Source organism: Bordetella tumbae (assembly GCF_965139195.1).
GTDB lineage: Bacteria > Pseudomonadota > Gammaproteobacteria > Burkholderiales > Burkholderiaceae_B > Bordetella_A > Bordetella_A tumbae.
Window position 1 is genome coordinate 70,393 of sequence record NZ_CBCSJH010000009.1, and the last position, 18,627, is coordinate 89,019.

The following is an 18,627-nucleotide window of genomic DNA, read 5'->3' on the forward strand; positions in this document are numbered from 1 at the left end:
AGAATCAGGATGTATATCCGTACGCGGCGCGGGCAGTCTCTGGCGTCAGCAGGCCCGTGACCAGATCTTTATGTATCGCGTCGCGCGACCGTTGCGAGGGCTCGCCGTAGCCGGCGCCACCACCGCAGAACAGCTCGATGACGTCGCCTTTTTTCAGCCATGTCGACGATTTCGACGAGACCTCGAATTGCTCTGATCCTCGGTGTACTGTGCACCTGCCCAATTGCGCAGGCGTACCGCCAAAGAGGCCGGACGGCTGGATGCGGAAACGATCTGCGTACAGCTCCAGCTTCACATCGTCACGAAGCACCTTGTAGTGTCGAGAGAATCCCGAGCCGCCGCGTTGTGCCCCGTGGCCGAATGAGTCCGCTTCGAGTCTGTGTGCGATGACCCGGATGAAGTCGTGCTGCGCATCGAGCGCCTCGATGGGAGTGTTGCTGCAGTTCGACAGGGGCGAATCTACGGCGTCGCAGCCATCGGCTTGCGCGGATGCGCCGTATCCGCCACCGAAGATTTCCAGGCTGATGTGATAGCCCGCCGAGTCATGGCGAGAGAAGCAAATCACGGCCGTGGTGTCGAATCCGGACGCAATCACGCGTTCTGGCAAGGCCTTGGCCAGCGCTTTCATAATGGCGTTGAACGCACGATACGCGGCCTCCATACGCGCCCTGACGGGGGCTGGGTGAGTGGGATTCAGCAGCGTGCCGGGTGGGACATGGATGTGTATAGGACGCTTGATGCCCTCGTTGTAAGGGATCTCGCTCTCGGATGCCACGGATTTCACGACGTTCAGTGCAGCAGAATGCGTCGAGGACAGCGGGCAATTCACATTGCGCATCACCTGATCGCAGGTGCCAGTGAAATCGATGTAGATCTCATCCCCACGAACCTCGACCTTGACCTTGACAGTCAATGGGGCGTCGTTCGTACCGTCATCGTCGACGGCGTCTTCGCCGTAGTAGACGCCGTCAGGGATCTGAGAAATCGCGTGCCGCATGCGACGCTCGGAATAGGCCACGAACTCAGTCATCACCTCGCACACGGCATCTACGCCGTACTTTTGGCAGAGAGCCCGTACACGGTCCGCACCGATGGCATTGGCCGAGTGCTGCGCGTTGAAGTCGCCAATCGTCAAATCCGGTACGCGCACATTGGCTGCGACCAGCCGTTCGAATGCACCGCCATTCCAGTCACGATGCATATTGTATTTTGACGGTGGAATCCTCAGCCCTTCCTGAAACACGTCGGTAGCGCTGCTGTTTAACCCTGGGCTGCCGCCGCCTAGATCCAGGTGATGCGCCACGCTGGCGCCAAAGCCGATCACTTTCCCATCGACAAATATGGGCGTAAAAATAAAGACATCGGGTAGATGCTGACCGCCTTCGAACGGGTCGTTATTGATAAAGAAATCGCCTTCCTCCAGAGTGTCGATTGGATGGCGTTCCAGGCATGGTTTGATCGTCATGCTCATGGGGCCCAATTGCATGGGAATCAGATCTGCCTGAGCGACGACATTGCCCGCTGCATCCAGCAGCGCCGACGCACCGTCGCGCGCCTCGCGCAGTACCGTTGAATAGGCCGAACGGATCAGTTTGGCGCCCATCTCGTTGGCGGCGGCGTGAAGCGCCTGGCTGATCACCGCGTAGTCGATTGCTGAAACATTCATTACGCTTTCCTCGTCAGAATCAGGTTGTCACTGGTGTCCAGCGTGCTGGACCAGCCGGCAGGAATCAGGACCGTGGTGGTCACCCCTTCTATGACAGCGGGGCCGTTCAGCGGCTCGCCCACACGCAAGGCGCCCTCGGCGACCCGGCGGCAAACGTGCCATGCTCCATCGCCAAATAACTCGGTGTCGGGGATCGGATGGGATGCTTGCTGCTCCCGCACGAGGTGGGGGATCTTGGCCAATGGCTTTCTGGCCGATACGCGCAAACTGATGACTTCGATCGCCCGATTGGATTTCGCGCCATGGAAATAGATACGCTCATGCGCTTCCAGAAAACGTGCACGCAGCATGTCATCGGATAGCGCCTGCAGATCCTCGGGGCTCAGGTCTACGGCGACCTCAAAGGCCTGGCCGACGAAACGCATATCCACGCTCACTTTCCATTCATATGGCGCAGCGAGACCGATCTCGGCAAATTGCGCCGACAACGTATCGCTGAGCTGTTGAATGCTCGATGCCAGCGGCTCGATCGCCTCGGGCGTCAGTCTCACTTTGTGGGTGCGGCTTTCGAACTTCACGAAATCCGAAGCAAGCAGACCGTATGCGGAAATCACACCGGCATTGGGGGGAACGACGACCTTGTCCACGCCGAGGTCGTCCGCTACCCGGCAGGCATGCAGGGGGCCTGCGCCGCCGAACGGGACGATGGCATAGTCACGAGGATCGCGTCCACGTTCCGTCGATACGAGCTGAATGGCGCGTACGATATTGGCGTTGGCCAGTTGGATGGCTGCCTCGGCGGTGGCTTCGATGCTCAACGAGAGTTTGTCGGCCAAGGGTTTAAAGGCCTGTCGTGCCGCCTCGCGGTCGATTCTGATGTGGTTGCCGAGCTTGATGTCGGCTCGGATCGTGCCGCAGACCACGTGCGCATCCGTCACCGTCGGTTGGGTGCCTCCTTTCCCGTAGCAGACCGGACCAGGGTTGGCGCCAGCGCTGCGCGGCCCGACGCGCAACATGCCGCCATCATCCATCCAGACGATGCTGCCGCCGCCTGCACCGACGGTGGCGATATCCAGCACGGGAGTGCGCACGGGCAGACCGTCGATCACCGTCTCTGTGCTCATGCGAAACTCACCGTTCTCGATCAGCGACACATCGGTGCTGGTGCCGCCCATATCAAAGGTAATCAGGTTCGTGAAGCCTGAGCGGCCCGTCTGGCGCGTGGCGCCTACTACCCCGGCTGCAGGGCCCGAAAACAGCGCCGATACCGCATTGCGGCCCATCGCGTCCGCCGGCAGGCGGCCGCCGTTGGACTGCATGACAGAGAAATTCCCTTTGAATTGCTGCTCTGCGAGCCAGCTCGAAAATCGTTTCAGATAGCCGGCAATCACGGGTTGTACGTAGGCTGACAGTGCGGTCGTGCTAGATCGCTCATATTCGCGGAATTCATTGACGACATCGGTCGAGATCGTCACCGTGGCTTCAGGCAGATATTCGGTCAATATCGCCGCGACGCGTTTTTCGTGTGCAGGATTGGAGAAGGCGTTCAACAGGCAGACGGCAATGGCGCGGTACTCGCCCCGCTTTAGCTCGGGAATCAAGCGCTGGGTCAGATCGGTTTCATCCAGCTCGGTGTCGATAGACCCGTCGGCCAGCATGCGCTCGATGACCTCGAAGCACGACTCGCGACCCACCACACTGGCTGGGTTTGCATAACGCAGGTTGTAGATGTTGCGCCGATCCTGACGCTGCAGCAGCAACATATCGCGGAAACCCGCCGTCGTGACGAATGCAACACGTTCGCCCTTGCGCTCCAGGATTGCGTTGGTTGCCACGGTGGAGCCGTGCGCAAAATCCTCGGTCTGCGAAATGGGCAGTCCCGATTCGATGACCGCGTTGAAGGCACCTTGTTCTGGCGCGTGAGGGGTACTGGGGACTTTGGTGATCGTGACCGAGTCGCCATGAAAGGCAACCAGATCTGTGAACGTACCACCCACTTCTACACCGACTCTCATAACACTTTCCTCATGTATTCAACGGCAAGGATGCAAGGTGGGCGCCTAGGCGCCAGCTTTAGAACAAATCACGGATCTTGAAATACTGCACGGCAACCGCGATGTATAGGCGGTGCAGCTTGTGCAGCGGAATAGGGCGGATTGGCGTTACCGAAAATGGCAGCGCGGCACCGTTATCAAGGCGCAGATGATCGGCGATGGCCTGACCTATCGCGGTGGTCAAGCCCACACCACGACCGTTGCAGCCCAGTGCAATCGTGATGCCGGGGGCAGGCTGGTGCAGATGCGGCATGCTGTCGCGCGTCATGGCGAGTCTGCCTGACCATCGGTAGGGCAGGGAAACCCCTGTCAATTGAGGAAAGGTGGCTTCCAGCGCGCGGCGGATGTGCTGATAATCCTGCACCCCTTGCCGAGAGGGCTGGTTGCCGCGTCCTCCGATGATCAAGCGGCCCGCGGCATCCACGCGGTAATAATGCAGCAGCCGGCGAGCATCGGACACGACCTGTTGTTCGTGCAAAATGAGCGAGCGCAGTTGCGCGGGCAGCGGGTCCGTCGCAACCTGTGAGCTGACCGCGGGAACGATCGAGGTGCGCAGCCGTGGCCATAATTCGTCGGTATAGGCATTGGTGGCCAGGACGATCTGGGGCGCGCTCACCGATGCGCCTTGCTGGGTGATGACACGCCAGTCGCGGCCGTCGCGTTCGATGCGCGTTGCCGCGGATTGCTGGAATACGTGTGCACCCTGTTCAATCGCTGCACTGGCCAGGCCCAATGCATAATTTAACGGGTGCACTGAACCAGCCCGCCGGTCTATCCAGCCGCCGCGATAGAGACCCGGCGCGCAGCCGATCATCTGCGTAATGGCCGGGCCATCGAGCAATTGCGCGTTGGCGCCGCGCGCGATCCATTGTCTGGCCCGTTGCTCCGTTGTGCGCAACATCGAGTCGTTGTGTGCGCCTTGAATCCAGCCCTGACGTATGGCATCACATTGAATGTTGTACCGCGCTACGGTGTCGAATACCGCGTCTGCCGTTGTGGATGCGAATGCAATGATGTTTTCGGCCTGTGCCGGGCCGAATAGCGAGGTCAGCTCGGCGGGATCGTATTTGAGTCCGGGGATGACTTGGCCGCCGTTGCGGCCGGAGGCGCCGAAACCCGGCGTGGCGGCTTCGAGCACTGTGACATCGACGCCGTGACTGGCCAGTTGCAGTGCGCAGGCTAAACCTAAATAACCGCCGCCAACCACGATGACGTCAGCGCGACGGCTGGCATCTAACACCGGAAGAGCAGGTGTTGCATTTGCGGTGGCCAACCATAGTGAATGCCGGGTGTCATGCTCCACCAGCTGCGAAGTCGCGCTTGGTGTGACGGCGGGATGTAGCGTGAGGTTCTGCATACAACGAGTAGGTCCTGGTTGGCCCATGGGGCGGGGGACGACTGAAGCTGAACACTGCAATTGACGCTACTTTAAATTTCATTGCAATGGTATTGCAATACATATTTTTAATATCGCATATCGATATTGTTGTGGTGTTATTAGATTTATGTGGTACATGCGGTTAGCGGCCCTGTCCCGGGAGTTATCACCCGCTTGAGTCGGGCGGGGCTTCGCTTTAGCGCGCCGTCTGCATTTCTGCTAGAATCGCGGATTCGCGTTGTGGCCAGCTTCTTTGAGGCGACTCGGCTGCAAGCGTGTCCAGAATCAGGACAGGTGGCCGAGTGGTTGAAGGCGCACGCCTGGAAAGCGTGTATACGTGATAAGCGTATCGGGGGTTCGAATCCCCCTCTGTCCGCCAGAAATACAAAAGCCCTTGAGCATCTCAAGGGCTTTTTTCACATCACTCCAAACTCACAATAGCAGCAGGGCCGCCGCCGCTACCACTGTCGGTATCAGTGCTCCCAAGAGCAAACCGCCTGCACTGACGGTTTCGTCAGAAAAGCCGCGCTTGAGCAGTGCGACGCCGGCGGGGTTCGGTGCATTCGCAATAACGGTCAGCCCACCGCCGGCAACGGCCCCTGCCATGAGCATATATTTCGCGTCGTCGGACATTCCCTCGATCAATGATCCGAGGTAAGTCAGGGCGGCATTGTCCGTAATAGCCGTCAAGCCTAGAGAGCCGAAGAACAGGGCGATGGGTTCGAGACTCGATACGACGGGTTGCAGCCACCATTGCTGCATCCCCCCTAGCACCACAAGACCCGCGAGAAAGAAGCCGACCAATAAGGCTTCTTTGATAATGAGGGCACTCTGATGGCGCTCATAGGCGTGAGTAAACCCCAGGAAAAGGAGAAAAATTCCCAAGAAGGCCACCGGGTGATGGGCAAGCATGACAACGGCCGCCAACGTGGCAAGGTGTATTGCGACCACAGACACCGGTACGGGCTTGGTATTCGACGTGGTGCCGGAGCTCAAGGCCACGTTGTCGATGTGCGTGCGGACGGCGAGCGTCGCGATGGTCGCATTCACAATAACAGCCAATGCCGACTTCCATCCGAAGTTGGCGAGCATGAATGCAGAGTCCCATTGCCACGTGCTGGCCACCATGAGAACAGGCGGCGCGGCATATGACGTCAGTGTTCCACCGATCGACACGTTGACAAAGAGAACGCCTAGCGCGAGGTACTTGGCCCCATTTGGCATTGCAGGCCTGAAAATCTGCGGAGCGAGCATCAGTGCTGCAATCGTCATCGCCGCAGGTTCGGTGATGAGCGAACCCATTAGCGGTACGACGGCCAGTCCCAACCATGCTGTCGCCACAGAGGTACGGACAGGCACCATTCGCGCGATCGCATTGATCATGGCCATGACGGTTTGCAGTATGGGCCGCGAGGCCGCTACCACCATGACGACGAATACAAATAATGGTTCGGTGTAGTTGCGCGATTCAGCGTACGCTAATGCTTCGCTGCCGCCCATAGTCAACGCCATGAATGCGATGAGAATGGCAGCCCAGAATCCAAAGACGATTTCCACTTCGCCTAGCAGATGAAATAAGCCGGCGTGGCGCGGGAAACGATGAGAGAGCCGTTCAAATTGCTTGGCAGCGAACGTATGGAGCAGGGCCACTGCAAAAATAATAGCGGCTGCGACTTCAAAGAAAGAGGAAGTGGTGTCTTGCATGGTCGAAGTTACTCCGCGCGGCGGCCCGACCTGCGCGTTAACCTGCCCAGCAAGTGAAGTTTGCTTGACACCCAGCAAGCGAGTGTATCAAAGTGGCCGCGTTTTACCAAAGCCAGGGCACGCAAATACGCTCGGGGATGCCGTGAGCAAGTTCATGCCGAGGAACAAAGAATGCCTCTCAACGCCACAGCTCGCGCAGTAGGGTTTGTGGTGAAAATCTGTGTGCGACTTGTGCCTGCAACAGTTCCGCGCTGGCCAATGCGTCAGTCAACGCATGGTGGGCGCGGTATCGCGGCAGCCGGTAGCGTGCGCGGCTGGGCGCAAGCCGGATGGAAACTGCTTGCGTTCGCCTGCCTATCAACCTGGAAAACAGGGTGGGCGGTTTGCGGTGCAGCCGCGCTTCGAGTTCCATGGTGTCGATGACCGGAAATTCTATGCCTTCGCCGATACGTGTCATGAGTGCCGCATTCAGAAAACTGCGTTCGATGTCGCGGCAATGTACGACGATGATGCGGCCCGCCAGCATCTGCAGCAAATCATCGAGGATTGCCTCCAAATCTGGAGCCTCCTCGATCTGCGAGTGAGTGATGGCGTGGATCGTTATCGATTCCGATGTCAGTTCTGCCTTGGGGCGTACCACCCAGTAACGGGACGCACTTGCCTGAATGCGCGCCAATGTCATGGGGACGACGCCGATGCTGACGATTTCGTCATGCGAGGTATCGAGACCGGTAGTCTCCACGTCGAGAGCAACAAGGGGGACGCTATCCAAGGGGCTGTCGCCGGACGGCGTGCCCTGTGCGTAGAAGGCCTTGAGGCGAGCGTCGCGAGCCGTTTCGGTCAACTCCGAAAAGTGTCGCGGCCAGTCGTGCACAAACGTGGTGCGGCGGGCATCCTGCTCAGTTCGTAGGTTTCCCAGGTGCAGCATTTTTAATTGGACCGTCCCGGCTGATAACGGTACTTAAGGTATTTCTGCGCGTTGCTCAGTATCAGGAACGCGTCGCGTAGACTCTTGCGTTCGAAGTCCGAAAGTTTTTCGGGTTCTACGCTGTTATCGGGCTCATTGCCTGCAGTCAGTTCATCAGCCTGGACTCGCGCCCTCACCATGGTGATGAACTCCAGAGCATCGTACATATCTTGACCTCGCCCCAGCGGCAGGATCGCAGCATCGATGATCTCGCGCAGTCGATCAAATGAATTGAGTGCCGGCGAGCCGATTGCCAGGGCATGAACGCGGATCAGGTCAGTCAATGGGCCGGTACCGCGGCGCTTGATGTTGATGGCGTGCGTGTGGCGGCCATCGGATTCGACGACGAAGTCCTTGAAGAAACCCAATGGAGGTGTGCGCAGCAACGCATTGCGTGCCATACACGCGAGGAATCGAGAGTTCCCCTGGGCCTTGCGCGCAATCATCTTGCGCAGACGCACTGCCCATTCCGTGCGGCCCCATACGCCATCGAGGTCAAAAAATATGCCGGCGTGAAGCAGCGATTCGGGAGTTGGACGTTCGATCCAATCGGTGAAGAGGCGCTCCCATGTTTTCAACGGCTGACGCCATTTTTCATTGGTCGCCATGACGCCGCCTGTGCAGTACGAATAGCCGCAGCGTGCCAACCCATCGCTGACGAAGGTGGCGAGCGCCTTGAACCAGGCGTCATGCTGGACGGGATCAAAGCGGTCGTCCACGATGAGGGCGTTGTCCTGATCGGTGACGATGAGCTGTTCCTGGCGAGCCATTGACCCCAGCGCCAGAAAGCAATAGGGCACAGGGGGCGGGCCGAGCTCGGCCTCAGCGAGTTCCAGCAGACGTTGTTTCACGGCGCGCCCAATCGCAGTCATCGCGCTGCCTACCATGTGGGCGCTGGCTTCTTCAGCGACCATGCGGGTGAAACAGGCTCGCATGTCGGGCACTAGTGCCGCCAGTTCATCCGTATTTTGCGCGCGGAAGATGCTTCCAACTACGAAAAGACTGTTGCGTGACTCATAACGGATGATGTCCGACAGCGCGATGATACCGAGCGGACGCTGGTCCTTCATCACTGGCAGGTGATGCACGTTATGGCGCAGCATCGCCAGCATCGCTTCGAATATGACTTGATTGTGCGACACCGTTACTACATGGGGTGTCATGATGTCGGCCACTGGCGTGTCGTGAACCAAGCCCGGCGCAAGCAGCCGCGTACGCAGGTCGCGGTCGGTAAGTATCCCGGACAGCAACGGCAGACCAGGAATGTCGGGATTGTCATCGACGATCAATAGCGAGGACACGCCTTCTTGTGTCATGCGTTCGGCCGCTTCGCGCGCGCTGGCCTGGCGGCCCAGGGTCACAGCCTCGCGCGTGACCAGAGTGTCGACGGTCGCCGACAGCAGATCATTGGCATCCTCGCGGCGCGACATGACTTGCCGCAACCGGGTGCGGTCCTCGATCTCGACGTAATCCGCGAACGCCTCATTGTTATCGAATAAATCGAGAAATACTGACTGCGGAATCAGATAGATCAGCGAGTCTTCCAGTGCACGTGCCGGAAAACGAACCCGGCCGTGGCGCAACAAGCCGAACTCTCCGAAGTATCCGCCAGATGTCAGGCGGTTATACAAGGTTCCAGTGCGTCGAAAGACTTCCACTGCGCCGCTGCGTACGACATACCAGTACTCGGAGGGCTGTCCGAACTCCACGATCTGTTCAGCTGCCTTGTAGTAACGCACGTCGACGGCCGCGGTCACACGCTCCAGTGCTTCGTGCGGCAAGGCATCGAAAGGCGGGTGGGAGCGGAGAAAATCGAAGATTTCAAGCTGCTCGATCTGCATGATTTCGATACGAGGAGGGATGCGTGACTGTGTCGATAGCTTGAGGGCAAGGGCGTTGCGTGCTACCCCGCCCTCAGGCTTTTCTTAGCGCCGTGGTTCCGACATCAGCCCCTTGATGATCGCGAGCGTTGCTGCGAGCAACACGATGGCAAATGGCAGCCCGGTCGATACCGCCATGGCCTGCAAGGCCACCAGCCCGCCACTGAGAATCAGTGCGATGGCCACGAGCCCCTCAAACACGGCCCAAAACACGCGTTGCGGGACTGGGGCATCGACTTTGCCGCCAGCGGAGATGACGTCGATGACCAGGGATCCAGAGTCGGAAGAAGTGACGAAGAACACCACTACCAGTATGATCGCGATGAAGGAGGTGATCTCTTTCAACGGCAGCGCATCGAGCATCATGAACAGCTGCAGCGGCAATTCTGCATCGCGCGCAGCCTCGTAGCCGTTGCGCACGACTTGCGAGATCGCCGTTTCGCCGAATACTGTCATCCACAAGGTGCACGCCAGCGAAGGCACAATCAGCACCGAGATAATGAATTCGCGCACGGTGCGGCCGCGCGAGACTCGCGCGATGAACATGCCGACAAAGGGGGACCAAGAGATCCACCATGCCCAGTAAAAGGCGGTCCAGCCCTGGAGGAAATTAGTGTCTTCCCTCCCTACCGGGTTGGACAACGCCGGCAGATACTGCAGATAGGCGCCGAGGTTCGAGAAAAATCCACTGATGATTTCCAGCGTCGGTCCAACGGCGATGACAAACAGCAACAGCAGTAATGCCAGCGCCATATTGATCTCGGACAGGCGCTTGACCCCCGCATCCAACCCTGCGACAACCGAGAACAGCGCGATGCCTGTGATGACGACGACCAGTACGATCTGAACGGTGATGCCCTGAGGAGTGCCGAACAGGAAGTGCAGGCCTGAACTGGCCTGCGACGCGCCAAAGCCCAACGAGGTGGCCAAGCCAAATAGCGTGGCCAGTACGGCGAGGATGTCGATGACATGTCCTGGCCAGCCCCACACGCGCTCGCCCAGCAGTGGGTAGAACACGGAGCGGATCGTTAGTGGCAGTCCCTTGTTGAACGAAAACAGCGCTAGCCCGAGTGCCAGTACGGCGTAGATGGCCCACGGGTGCAGCGCCCAATGGTAGATCGTGGCCGCCATACCCAGGCGGGTGGCTGCTTGTGCATCGCCGGCTGCGGCACCAAGGGGAGCCCAGTCGGTCCGGATGCCGTCGGTCATCTCGATGCCGCCAAACGCGGTGCCGAAGTGTGTCAAGGGCTCGGAGACACCGAAGAACATCAGCCCGATACCCATGCCGGCGGCAAACAGCATCGAGAACCAGCCTAGATACGTATAGTCGGGTTTTGCTTCCGTTCCTCCCAATCGTACCCGGCCTAGCGGCGAGAAGGCGACGATCAGGCACACCAGCACAAAAATGTTGCCGGCTACAAGGAAGAATCCATCGAGGGTCGATGTCAGCCAGTCCTTCATCCCGCTGAATAGCGACTCGACTTGATCGTGAAAACCCAATGTCAATGCGACGAACAAAATCACCAGTCCGCCCGCAACGCCGAATACCGGGTTGTGGATATCGAGGCCGAACGGCCCGACGTTAACGATGATGTTGTCCTGACCGACCTGATAATCGGTATCGATGGGATTGACTTCTCCATCGGGAATCATGGGATCTTTCTTTTCTGGGCGTTCTTCCGTCATCCACATTTCCTTGAAGTTACCTGGAATAGGGCGGACTCATTCCGCGAGGCATGTAACGCGCACGATAAAGGACTTGCTGCTCGGCGGCAACCCGCTGGCCATGCTGGCTCAGGATAAGCTGCTACATTTATCGTCTTGCTGATCGAGCATTATGCGAATGCACTCCATGACACTGGCCCGCCACACGATAAGGGAAAAGGTTCTCGGTGGATTGCGATGACCCCACGCCAATTACGTTATTTCCTGGAAATCGCTCACAGCGGCAGCCTGTCGCTAGCCTCCACGGTGTTGCGTATTGCGCAGCCTGCCTTGAGTCAGCATGTGGCGGCGCTTGAGTCGGAATTGGGTGTCGTCTTATTCGAGCGTCATGCTAAAGGCGTTGCCTTGACGGCTGAGGGCAAGCGTCTGCAACTGCGCGCAACGTCGATTCTCGATCAATTGGAGTCGCTAAAGGAAGACGTGCTGGGGCTGTCCGGCACACCCCGAGGCCCTGTGCGCATATGTATGGCGAGATCGCTGGCGCAGATGCTTGCGGCACCGCTCGTGCGGCATGTGGAACAGACTTATCCCGAGATTCGCCTGGTGTTGTCTTCCGCGTTGTCCAGCGAGATGCGGTCTGCCGTGGAATCGCGTCAGTTGGATGTGGCGCTGATGCCCAATGCGTTCGAGTTGCCGGGCTTGTATTGCAAACCGGTGTATGAGGAGGGCTTTTCTCTATTCGGTGTCGAGGCGATGTTCGATCGCCTGGGTAAGACAATCGCGTTTTCTGCCATCGGGCAACGCCCCTTGGTGGCTCCTAATCGTGATCATGACTTGCGTAGATTGATCGAACGCACGGCATTGGATCTGGGTTGCACGCTGAATGTGAAATACGAGATCAATGATCCTGTATTGAACTTTGCGCTGGTGAGGGACGGCATGGCGTTCGCGATTTTGCCGGACAGTGCGGGATGGGAGTTGATGCGTGGCGATCCGGGTATGGGAGTACGGCGCATCGTGCGTCCGGTCTTGTCTCGTACGCAGTCCATCGTCCGTATAGCCCAGAGTGAGCCAGGCCGCGCGGTGCTGGCGGTTGAGCAGGGCATAGACATTGTGCTGCGCCGTCTGATCAAAGCGAAAATCCTGCGTGGCAGGCTGGCGCCGGTACTGAGCGCTGCTGTGTGAATCGCGCTGTGCTGTCGGTTCCTGCAATCGAAGCGCGCCTGTGATGATCTGCTGCGATAGCAGACGGACCTATATATAAAAAATCTTATATTCCCGGAAGATAAATAATATTTGTCTTTTATGTCTGCGTCGCCTTACGCTTGCCTACAGAAATAGACAATACGTGAGTCACGGAGACAAGTATGCAAGCACGACGCAGGCAGTTCCTGGGCGCGTTTGGCGCTGCCCTCGGCTGTAGCATGCTGCCGATACGGCAGCTTTACGCGAGTGCGCCGTTGCGTATGTTGGTGGGCTTTGCTCCTGGTGGGGCGGTGGATCTCGTCGCACGTGCACTGGCCGAAGGGATGCGCACGCAGGGTTTCACCACCATCGTCGAGAACAAGGCGGGAGCCGGTGGCCGTATCGCGGTGGACGCGTTGCTGGCGGCAGGCGGCGGTGCAAACACGGTGCTGTTGACGCCCTCGACGAATCTGACGTTGTATCCGCATCTTTATAAAAATCTCGGCTATACGCCTCATGATTTCACGCCGTTAGGCACTGCCAGCGAATTCGTTTTTGGTTTTGCGGTGGGCGCGGACAGCTCTGCCCAGACACTGCAGGATTTTCTGGCGTTGGCACAACGGGATGCTCGCGTGGCGGTGTATGGCACGCCAGGGGCGGGCACGGTCATGAGTTTCCTTGGGGCGATGCTGGCCAAGGCATCGCATGTGCCGCTGACGGCCGTTCCCTATAAAGGGGGATCGTTGGCGCTGAGTGACACCGTCGGGGGAACGTTGCCGTCTTTGATCACGACGCTGCCCAACCTGATTCCTATGCACAAGGCGGGCAAGATTCGCATTCTGGCCACGACCGGCACGGCCCCGTCTCCGAGCGTGCCGGATGTGCCGACATTTGCCGCTGCTGGATATCCGGATCTGACCATGACTGAGTACTTCACCTTGCTTGGGCATAAAGATATGTCCAGAGAAAGCGCTCAGGCCTTGAGCCAGGCGGTGATCGACGCGGTGGGTTCGATCGTTTTTGAGCAAGCGATGCAGCAACTGTATTTCCGGTGTAAGGCTACGGCATCCGAGGCCCTGAAACAGCAGCTCGACAAGGACTACGCGTTCTGGAACCAGATCGTTCAGGACAGCGGCTATACCCCCGAGATTTAAAGGGCCGATTGGCCCGAGACTTCAGGACGCACCATGAAAGGTAAGAACCTCATTGTCATCATGTCTGACGAGCATAACCCCGCATTCATGGGTTGCTCAGGGCATCCTTTTATCCTGACTCCTCATTTGGACGCGTTGGCGGCGCGAGGCGTGCGTTTTGCAAATGCCTATACGCCGAGTCCCATTTGTGTCCCGGCACGGGCGGCGTTCGCGACTGGACATCGAGTCCATCAAACCCGCCATTGGGATAACGCGATGCCCTACGTCGGTGACCCCAGCGGTTGGGGGCATGTCCTGCAACAGCAGGGCATTCGTGTCGAAAGCATAGGCAAGCTGCATTACCGCAATGAGGAGGACCCAGTCGGATTCGACGCCGAGCATATTCCGATGCATGTGGTGGGTGGACACGGCATGGTGTGGGCCTCTATCCGCGATCCTTATCTGCCGGTCGAGGGGCGCAAACGTATGCTGGGAGATCGCATCGGTAGTGGTGAGTCTACGTACACGTCTTACGATCGATCGGTGACCGGCCGCGCGTTGGATTGGTTGAGTGATGCCGCACGCCGCCGAGAGCCTTTTGTCTTGTACGTAGGCTTGGTCGCGCCGCATTTCCCGTTGATTGCGCCGCAAGCGTTTTTTGATTTATACGAGGCGCGTCAGATTCCCGAGGCGAAGCTGCATCCCAAAGGCGGCTATACGCGTCATCCTTGGGTGCAGGCCTATGCCGATTTCGAGCGTAGCGAAGAGACATTTCAGAACGAAGACGAGCGCGTGCGGGCGTTTCTGGCCTACTACGGTTTGTGCAGTTTTCTGGACAGCAATGTGGGGCAGATCGTGGACGGGCTGGATGCGTTGGGCCTGGCCGATTCTACGCATGTGGTTTACACCTCGGACCATGGTGATAACGTGGGCACCCGTGGTTTGTGGGGGAAATCCACGCTTTATCAAGAAAGCGTGGGGATCCCGATGATTCTGTCCGGGCCGGACGTGGAGGCCTCGGTGTGCAACACGCCGGTGGATCTGCTGGATTTATATCCGACGATATTGCAGGCGGTGGGCGTGGATCCTCGCCCTCAGATGGGTTCACGTCCAGGGCGCTCGCTATTTGAAGTCTCCAGAGCGCCCGACGACGCAATTCGCGCCGTGTTGAGTGAGTATCACGCCGCAGGCAGTAATACAGCGGGATTCATGCTGCGCAGAGGGCCATGGAAATATCATCATTATGTGCGTTTTGAACCTGAACTCTTTAATCTGGATGCAGACCCAGAGGAGCTGCACGATTTGTCTGCGGACCCCGAGTACGCGACGGTGTTGGCGGATATGAGGGCTGCGCTCTATGCGATATGTGATCCTGAGCACGTCGATCGGCTGGCCAAAGCCGACCAAGCAGCGATGATCGACCGATTGGGCGGACCAGACGTAGCGGGGGCAATGGGCCTGAGTGGAGCGACGCCCGCGCCCCAGGTCGAGCCGGCTGGGTGAGGCGGCATGTGCTGGCGCCAGTTGGGATAACTGCATGTGTTGCATGAGGCGTAAATGTGTCCTTTCACGCACAATACGGCTCTAATCAGCTCAGTTTCGGACTAAATCAGCCCAAAAATGGGCTGAAAATTGTTAAAATTGCCCGTATTGAGCTGATTTGGACTGATCATGGCTACCCGAGAGCAGATTTTGCAGGTGATGCACGCGCAGCCGCAGCCTGACGTGCGGGGACTCAGTTCGAATGAGATAGCCCATCGCATTGCGGTGAGCGTGTCCACCGTGAAGCGTTATCTGGATGCCCTCTTGCAGACCGGGGAGATTGTTCGCGAGGGCCAAGGGCGTGCCACACGCTATCGCGTCACTGCGTCGTCTGCAGTGAGTACGATTGCCGAGCCGATCCAATCCTATGTGCCAATGGACCCGATGGCGTGGTCCGGCGCCGGGCAGGCATTGTTGCTGGAATTGCGTCAGCCTCTTGGTGCACGTGACGTGGCGGGATATCAGCGCGCGTTCGTTGACAATTACGTGCCGAACCAGAGTTCCCTGCTGCCTCCCGTTTTAGCGCAATCGCTTTATGACGAAGGGCGCATGAAAGGGCAACAACCCGCGGGCACTTATGCGCGCAAGGTCCTGGGGGCATTGCTCATCGATTTGTCTTGGTCGTCGTCACGCCTGGAGGGCAATCGTTATTCACGACTGGACACCGAGGAACTGTTTAAAAACGGATCGGCCGGAAATGATCTGGATGCGGTGATGCTGCTCAATCACAAGATCGCTATCGAGTTTCTGGTCGATGCGGTGCCCGAATATGGCTTGACCCAGGCCTTGATTCGTAACCTGCACGCCATGTTGATGCAAGACCTATTGGTCGATGCCAGTCATCTGGGCAACGTACGCCAAAAGGTCGTCAATATCAGTGGGACCACTTACGTTCCATTGCAGGTTCCTTCTTTATTGCAAGAGATACTTGGGCTCGTCGTAGATAAGGCAAAGTTGATCAAAAACCCAATCGAGGCGGCATTTTTTCTCTGGGTGAATCTGGCTTATCTGCAACCCTTTGAGGACGGAAATAAGCGTACCAGCCGGTTGTCAGCCAACATACCGCTGATGCTCTATAACTGCGCTCCCTTATCGTTTTTGTCCGTGGAAACACCAGATTATGCCTATGCGATGATGGGGGTGTACGAGCGCTGCAATGTAGCGCTCGCCGTGGATTTGTTTGAATCCGCGTATCGACGGTCGGTCAAGAAGTATGCGATCTTACTCGATGCGATGGGCATTCCAGACCCCGTGAGGTTACGGTTCCGGGACGCCTTGACGGAGTCGGTCGGCGCAGTGGTGCGCGACAGGATGAACGTCGAGGCCGCGGTGGCTTTGCTTGGCTTGCCTGCGCCAGACATTCTGCAGTTTCAACCCATACTCTTGCGGGAGTTACAGGCATTGGACCTCTATAACTGCGCGCGCTATCGATTGACGATGACGCAGACGCGGCAATGGATCGAGGCTGGCCGTCCGCAATAATGGGCAATCTCCATCATTATTCCACTTTTGTCGGCTATCCTTGGCGGGTTCTTTACCTGCCTAAGATTGTTGATTAATGACCTCTATCCGTACCCTGACGGTGATCCTGGCCTGTCTGGCCATGCTGGGCCCGTTTGCGACTGACGCCTATCTGCCGTCGTTTTTAAGTATCGGCAATGAGTTCGGCGCGAGCCAATCCATGGTGCAGCAGACTTTGAGCCTGTATCTCGCCGGTTTTGCTGTCATGAGTCTGTTCTGGGGCACGTTGTCCGATAGCTTTGGGCGGCGTCCCATCATCATTGTCTCTCTGGTGATGTTTGGCATTGGGTCCGTGGGCTCCGCGCTGGCACCGTCGTTTGGCTGGCTATTGTTTTTTCGCATGGTGCAGGGCTGCTCCGCCGGGGCCGGCCGGGTGGTTGGGCAGGCGCTGGTGCGTGACCGCTTCCAAGGACCCGAGGCACAACGGCTATTTGCCAATATCACGATGGTCTTCAGCCTGGCGCCAGCGATTGCGCCTGTTATCGGGGGCTATTTGAATAGCCACGCGGGATGGCGATCAACCTTTGTGTTGCTGACGGTGTTCACGGTGGTGCTGATTGCCGTGTGCTGGCGCCAACTGCCCGAGAGCCTGACGCCAGAGGCACGTCAACCGCTGAAGCTGGGAACGATTCTGCGCAATTATGCGCTGGCATTGCGTAACCCCCAGTTCCTGTTCGCGATCCTCGCGGTGGGTTTTGCGTTCTCGGGGTTTGCGCTTTATATCTCGTCGGCAGCCAGCTTCATCATGGAAATTCTCCTGCTGCCGGAAACGGCGTTCGCCTGGCTGTTCATTCCGTTCATCTCCGGTATGGTGATCGGCTCGATGATCAATTCCAAGCTCGCTGGGCGAGTCGGTGCGTCGACGTTCATCCGCGTGGGCCTGATCATTATGGCATCGGGTACCGTGGTCAACGTCCTCTATAACCTGATCTGGCAAGCCACCGTGCCGTGGGCGGTGATCCCGATTTTTATCTATGCGTTGGGGATGTCGCTGGCGTTGCCGGGCATGACGGTCATGGTGCTGGGGATTTTTCCGCAGATGCGGGGGCTGGCCTCGTCATTGCAGAGCTCTGCGCAAATGACGATTTTTGCGACGGTGTCCGGGGTCGTGGCGCCGTTGCTGTTTCATAGTGCGTTGTTGCTGGCGCTGGGGATGGCCGCGAGTGCGGCGTTGTCGATAGGATGCTGGGTGGCTAGCCAGCAGATCGCCCGGCGCAAGAAATTGGCTCGGGCTTGATGCCGCGGCTGAAGGTTTTTGATTAATTTTTTAGTATCGATCATGAGTATTGCTTCGTTTGTGCGGTTATCGGGATGCCTGGCCGCGAGTGGTTTGATCATGTCTGCGTCGCTGGCCGCGACCTCTGCTGAGGACGCTGTGCGGCAGGATATCGCTGCGATGATGACGGGTCAGAAAAATCAGACTGACATCGACCGTACGGATAGGGGTGTGTTTCTGGAAACGCGTCACTGCCTCGATGGCAAACAGTCTCTGATGGAGACAATGCGCGGGCAACTGCGGGTGGACCAGGAGGATGCGTTGCTTGCGCTGTTTCAGCGCGTGCTCTGCGCGCGTTCTGATGATGGCATGGGCAAGTTGGCCGTAGCGCGGTTTGGCGACGACGTGGCCGATCCGTTCCAGACCGGGCTGGCGATGTACTCCGGGATGCTGGAGCTAGGTGAATGGCCTATCGACTGGTCGGATAGCGGCATCGGGAAAAGCCCGCGTAGCGAGGCCTTTGTTTCCATGCTGGGCTTGTCGGCAGATAGTCCGTTGTCTGCCGTATCTCGTTGGGAAGTGCTGTCGCCCAGCCATGTGCGGGTATGGTTCGGCCAGTTCAGACAAGCCCCCTCAGATACGATGACCTACGATTTCGAGTTGCGTGGCAAACGCTGGGTGTGGACGTCGGCAGTGGCGTCGACGCGGCTCTGACT

At 58.2% G+C, this 18,627-nt stretch carries 13 protein-coding genes and 1 tRNA gene; 7 read left to right on the plus strand and 7 right to left on the minus strand.

Going from position 1 to position 18,627, the window contains the following annotated elements; all coding sequences use genetic code 11:
* Positions 1 to 4: 4 nt before the first annotated feature.
* The 3 genes from ACNA0J_RS12560 to ACNA0J_RS12570 are packed head-to-tail and all read right to left on the minus strand — an operon-like array spanning position 5 to position 5,077.
* On the minus strand, positions 5 to 1,666 hold the full coding sequence (locus ACNA0J_RS12560) for a hydantoinase B/oxoprolinase family protein (protein WP_415819191.1): 1,662 nt from the start codon (positions 1,664 to 1,666) through the stop codon (positions 5 to 7).
* A complete protein-coding gene (locus ACNA0J_RS12565; RefSeq protein ID WP_415819192.1) occupies positions 1,666 to 3,681 on the minus strand; it encodes a hydantoinase/oxoprolinase family protein in 2,016 nt (671 codons plus the stop codon). Before ACNA0J_RS12565 ends, ACNA0J_RS12560 begins: the two co-directional genes overlap by 1 nt.
* 58 nt (positions 3,682 to 3,739) lie before the next feature.
* Complete coding sequence (locus ACNA0J_RS12570; protein WP_415819193.1) at positions 3,740 to 5,077, minus strand: NAD(P)/FAD-dependent oxidoreductase; 1,338 nt, start codon at positions 5,075 to 5,077, stop codon at positions 3,740 to 3,742.
* Between the two features lie 309 nt (positions 5,078 to 5,386).
* On the opposite strand from ACNA0J_RS12570, the gene ACNA0J_RS12575 reads away from it, so the two are divergent.
* Positions 5,387 to 5,477 (plus strand) — tRNA-Ser (locus tag ACNA0J_RS12575).
* 53 nt (positions 5,478 to 5,530) lie between these two features.
* On the opposite strand, the gene ACNA0J_RS12580 is transcribed toward ACNA0J_RS12575, so the two are convergent.
* The 4 genes from ACNA0J_RS12580 to ACNA0J_RS12595 form a co-directional block, all read right to left on the minus strand.
* The gene (locus tag ACNA0J_RS12580) at positions 5,531 to 6,802 is read right to left on the minus strand and encodes a putative Na+/H+ antiporter (RefSeq protein WP_415819194.1); all 1,272 of its coding nucleotides are present in this window, start codon (positions 6,800 to 6,802) and stop codon (positions 5,531 to 5,533) included.
* Between the two features lie 178 nt (positions 6,803 to 6,980).
* Positions 6,981 to 7,730: a 3'-5' exonuclease gene (locus tag ACNA0J_RS12585; protein WP_415819195.1), complete on the minus strand. Its 750-nt coding sequence runs from the start codon at positions 7,728 to 7,730 to the stop codon at positions 6,981 to 6,983.
* A 2-nt stretch (positions 7,731 to 7,732) separates the two neighbouring features.
* Positions 7,733 to 9,610 carry a DUF294 nucleotidyltransferase-like domain-containing protein gene (locus tag ACNA0J_RS12590; RefSeq protein WP_415819196.1) on the minus strand — a complete coding sequence of 626 codons (1,878 nt, stop codon included), beginning with the start codon at positions 9,608 to 9,610 and terminating at the stop codon, positions 7,733 to 7,735.
* Positions 9,611 to 9,694: 84 nt separating this feature from the next.
* Positions 9,695 to 11,335, minus strand: a complete 1,641-nt coding sequence (locus ACNA0J_RS12595) for a BCCT family transporter (RefSeq protein WP_415819197.1) — start codon at positions 11,333 to 11,335, stop codon at positions 9,695 to 9,697.
* A 216-nt stretch (positions 11,336 to 11,551) separates the two neighbouring features.
* On the opposite strand from ACNA0J_RS12595, the gene ACNA0J_RS12600 reads away from it, so the two are divergent.
* The 6 genes from ACNA0J_RS12600 to ACNA0J_RS12625 all read left to right on the plus strand — a co-directional run bounded on the left by ACNA0J_RS12600 (position 11,552) and on the right by ACNA0J_RS12625 (position 18,625).
* Positions 11,552 to 12,499 (plus strand): LysR family transcriptional regulator, encoded by a 948-nt coding sequence (locus ACNA0J_RS12600; protein WP_415819198.1) that lies wholly within the window; start codon positions 11,552 to 11,554, stop codon positions 12,497 to 12,499.
* A gap of 182 nt (positions 12,500 to 12,681) precedes the next feature.
* The gene (locus ACNA0J_RS12605; RefSeq protein ID WP_415819199.1) at positions 12,682 to 13,653 is read left to right on the plus strand and encodes a tripartite tricarboxylate transporter substrate-binding protein; all 972 of its coding nucleotides are present in this window, start codon (positions 12,682 to 12,684) and stop codon (positions 13,651 to 13,653) included.
* A gap of 33 nt (positions 13,654 to 13,686) precedes the next feature.
* Entirely contained in the window at positions 13,687 to 15,135 is a 1,449-nt protein-coding gene (locus ACNA0J_RS12610) for a sulfatase-like hydrolase/transferase (RefSeq protein WP_415819200.1), read from the plus strand.
* Between the two features lie 168 nt (positions 15,136 to 15,303).
* Positions 15,304 to 16,656, plus strand: coding sequence for a Fic family protein (locus tag ACNA0J_RS12615; protein WP_415819201.1), 1,353 nt, complete (start codon positions 15,304 to 15,306; stop codon positions 16,654 to 16,656).
* A gap of 76 nt (positions 16,657 to 16,732) precedes the next feature.
* Positions 16,733 to 17,932, plus strand: coding sequence for a multidrug effflux MFS transporter (locus tag ACNA0J_RS12620; protein WP_415819202.1), 1,200 nt, complete (start codon positions 16,733 to 16,735; stop codon positions 17,930 to 17,932).
* A 42-nt stretch (positions 17,933 to 17,974) separates the two neighbouring features.
* Entirely contained in the window at positions 17,975 to 18,625 is a 651-nt protein-coding gene (locus ACNA0J_RS12625) for a hypothetical protein (RefSeq protein ID WP_415819203.1), read from the plus strand.
* The last annotated feature ends 2 nt before the right edge of the window (positions 18,626 to 18,627 follow it).

Bases quoted from the DNA above. Each gene is read 5' to 3' on its own strand.
- ACNA0J_RS12570 (WP_415819193.1), bottom strand. From the start codon at position 5,077: ATGCAGAACCTCACGCTACATCCCGCCGTCACACCAAGCGCGACTTCG.
- ACNA0J_RS12615 (WP_415819201.1), top strand. From the start codon at position 15,304: ATGGCTACCCGAGAGCAGATTTTGCAGGTGATGCACGCGCAGCCGCAG.
- ACNA0J_RS12565 (WP_415819192.1), bottom strand. From the start codon at position 3,681: ATGAGAGTCGGTGTAGAAGTGGGTGGTACGTTCACAGATCTGGTTGCC.
- ACNA0J_RS12610 (WP_415819200.1), top strand. From the start codon at position 13,687: ATGAAAGGTAAGAACCTCATTGTCATCATGTCTGACGAGCATAACCCC.
- ACNA0J_RS12590 (WP_415819196.1), bottom strand. From the start codon at position 9,610: ATGCAGATCGAGCAGCTTGAAATCTTCGATTTTCTCCGCTCCCACCCG.
- ACNA0J_RS12600 (WP_415819198.1), top strand. From the start codon at position 11,552: ATGACCCCACGCCAATTACGTTATTTCCTGGAAATCGCTCACAGCGGC.
- ACNA0J_RS12585 (WP_415819195.1), bottom strand. From the start codon at position 7,730: ATGCTGCACCTGGGAAACCTACGAACTGAGCAGGATGCCCGCCGCACC.
- ACNA0J_RS12580 (WP_415819194.1), bottom strand. From the start codon at position 6,802: ATGCAAGACACCACTTCCTCTTTCTTTGAAGTCGCAGCCGCTATTATT.
- ACNA0J_RS12560 (WP_415819191.1), bottom strand. From the start codon at position 1,666: ATGAATGTTTCAGCAATCGACTACGCGGTGATCAGCCAGGCGCTTCAC.
- ACNA0J_RS12605 (WP_415819199.1), top strand. From the start codon at position 12,682: ATGCAAGCACGACGCAGGCAGTTCCTGGGCGCGTTTGGCGCTGCCCTC.
- ACNA0J_RS12625 (WP_415819203.1), top strand. From the start codon at position 17,975: ATGAGTATTGCTTCGTTTGTGCGGTTATCGGGATGCCTGGCCGCGAGT.
- ACNA0J_RS12620 (WP_415819202.1), top strand. From the start codon at position 16,733: ATGACCTCTATCCGTACCCTGACGGTGATCCTGGCCTGTCTGGCCATG.
- ACNA0J_RS12595 (WP_415819197.1), bottom strand. From the start codon at position 11,335: ATGACGGAAGAACGCCCAGAAAAGAAAGATCCCATGATTCCCGATGGA.